Origin of the sequence: Halorubrum tibetense, assembly GCF_042661865.1 — an archaeon.
GTDB classification, from domain to species: Archaea; Halobacteriota; Halobacteria; order Halobacteriales; family Haloferacaceae; genus Halorubrum; species Halorubrum tibetense.
Genome location: NZ_JBHSWW010000323.1, coordinates 1 through 2452, shown reverse-complemented (window position 1 = coordinate 2452; position 2452 = coordinate 1). Strand labels below are relative to the sequence as shown.

The 2452-nt window shown below is 70.2% G+C and carries 2 protein-coding genes; both read right to left on the bottom strand.

The genetic code is table 11. From position 1 onward, the window contains the following. A partial coding sequence (gene larC, locus ACFQEU_RS14500) for a nickel pincer cofactor biosynthesis protein LarC (protein ID WP_379783306.1) occupies window positions 1–722 on the bottom strand: 722 nt, incomplete at its 3' end. 64 nt (window positions 723–786) lie between these two features. Further along, window positions 787–2452, bottom strand: a 1666-nt coding sequence (locus tag ACFQEU_RS14495) for a 3'-5' exonuclease (protein ID WP_379783304.1), incomplete at its 5' end; no start/stop codon positions are given.

Genomic DNA, 2452 nt, shown 5'->3' with positions numbered 1-2452 from the left:
GCGATCGCGGCGAGGATCGCGGCACCGGTCGGCGTCAGCAGCTCCCGCTCGATCGGACCGCCGTACACGTCGAAGTCGGCGGCCGCCACGATCCCGGTCGTCGCGGGCGAGGGGATCGGGTAGACGCCGTGGCTCATCTCCACCTCGCCGCCTCCGGTCGCGACCGGCGTCGTCACGACGCGATCGACGTCGAGGTCCGCGAGGAGAAGCGCCGCCCCGACGATGTCGGCGATCGCGTCGTCGGCACCGACCTCGTGGAAGTGCGTCGCTTCGAGATCGATACCGTGGACCGACGCCTCCGCGCGCCCGAGTCGCTCGAAGGCGTCCAGCGCGGTCGATTCGACCGGTTCTGGGAGATCCATCGACTCGACGACCTCGACGACTTCGGGGTACGACCGGTGGACCCCCGCACCCTCGGCGAGGGCCCGGTCGTCGTGGCTGTGCGTGTGGTCGTCGTCGTGGCTGTGCGTGTGGTCGTCGTCGTGGCTGTGCGTGTGGTCGTGATCCGACCCCTGTGAGCTCCCTTCCGCCCCATCGTCGAGGACGACGTCAACGGTCACCGCGTGGATACCGTTCTTCGTCGTTTCGCCCACCTCGTATCGGACCGGAAGCCGGCGTTCGACCGGGGAGAGGACGGCCGGATCCGCGCCGGCGGCGATCAGCGCGGCACAGATCATGTCGCCCGCAGCGCCGGTTCGGCCGTCGAAGACGAGCGTTCGCATGGGGGATCCGACGCGATCGCGGGACAAATACCCGCGGATCCGGACGTGTTCCCGGCCGCGTGATCTAGGGCACTACGCGGACGGGGGTCCCTGCGAGAAGCGAGCGTAGCTCACGAACCGTGTCCGTGAACACCGTGGAGAGGTCGTCGTCGTCCCACGTGTAGGCCGCCTCGACGTCGGTGAAATACAGCGTGGCGATCACGTCTCGTGTCGGGTCCTGCCGTGCGAGCGCCGCGGCGTACGCCCACAGCTGCGGACGGTGGTGTGCCGCGCGTTCCTCGATGAACTCGGCGGCCGTCACGCCCCGCGCGTTCCGGTCGGTCTTGTAGTCGACGACGTGGTACGTGTCCGGGGTGACGACGAGGTGGTCGATGAACCCGCGAACCGTCCCGGTGTCCACGTCGAGCTCGATGTAGTACTCGTCGTGGGTGTGTTCGACGTCAAGGTCGGCGTGGAGGTCGGTGAGGTATCCGATCGCGGCGTCGGCCTCGGCCGCGATGGCGTCGTACGCCGATTCGGGGTACTCGTCGTCGCCGTGGTCGGACGCGCGGTCGTGTTGCTCCCGGATCGCGCCCTCGATGACCCGACGGCGCTTCTCCGCCGGCGGCCGGGTTTCACAGAGCCGGTGGACGGCGTGACCGTAGATGGCGGCCGGGACTTCGCGGCCGTCCTCCGCGGGTTCACCGCCCCCTGCCGGATCACCGCCGCGCTCGACGCTACCACCGCCGATTTCGGAGTCGGTGTCAGGATCCCGGGCGACGGACGAGGCGGTGACCTGCCGTATCCCCTCGTTCGTCCGGAGTTCGGCGGTGCCGTCCGGGACCCGACTGAGATCGGAGGCGGAGAGGACGAACTCCCAGGGCCGTTCGTACCCGTATCTCGATCGGGTCGTCGACGCAGGCTGCGGTTCGGGGTCGTGGTTGTACCGTTCGTCGCGACTGGGGAGGCGAACGGTGATCGTGCCGTGCTCGGTGTCGCCGTCGACCGCGTACGGGAGCGTCGCGGTGAATCGCCCCGCTGTTTCGAGCGTCCGCCAGTTCTCGACGGCGTCGTCGTCCGTGCCGAACAGGGCCGGTTGGAGCCAGTCACGGTAGGAGGCGGGGTCCGTCGGGTCCGGGGGTGCGACGCCGGTCTCGTGGTCCTCGTCGGCGGGGTGGCGGCCGGTGAGGACGAGGTGGTCTTCGGCGCGCGTACAGGCGACGTAGAGCACGCGTTTCTCCTCGGCGCGCTCCTCCGCCCGCCTTCGGTCGCGGGCGACCGTCCGCATCAGTGTCGACTCGGTTCCGGTCCGGTCGGGCGTCGGGACGTTCAGCCCGAGCACCGGCCGGCGGTCGCCGTCGATCGGGACGCGCTCGAACTCGACGCTGCCGTTGCCGAGCCGGGCCCGGTCGTTGAACCGCTTGCCGAGCCCTGGGACGACGACGACCGGATACTCCTGGCCTTTCGCCTCGTGAACGGTCATGATACGGACGCCGGTCGCGCCCGTCACGTCGTTGGCCTCCGCCTCGCTCCGTCCCCGGGAGGCTCGCTCGGAGAGCCGAGCCGCCACCCTGTCGAGCGTCGGTACGCCGCTGTCGTCGAGCTCGCGGAGCTTGTCACGGAACTCGTCGACGTTGGCGACCGCCGCTGTCCCGCGCTCGTCGGCGGCGATCGCGGTCAGGTACCCGGTCTCGGCGAGGATCCTGTCCGCGAGCGCGGCCCACCCGTCCACACGCATCCCGGGCGTCTCG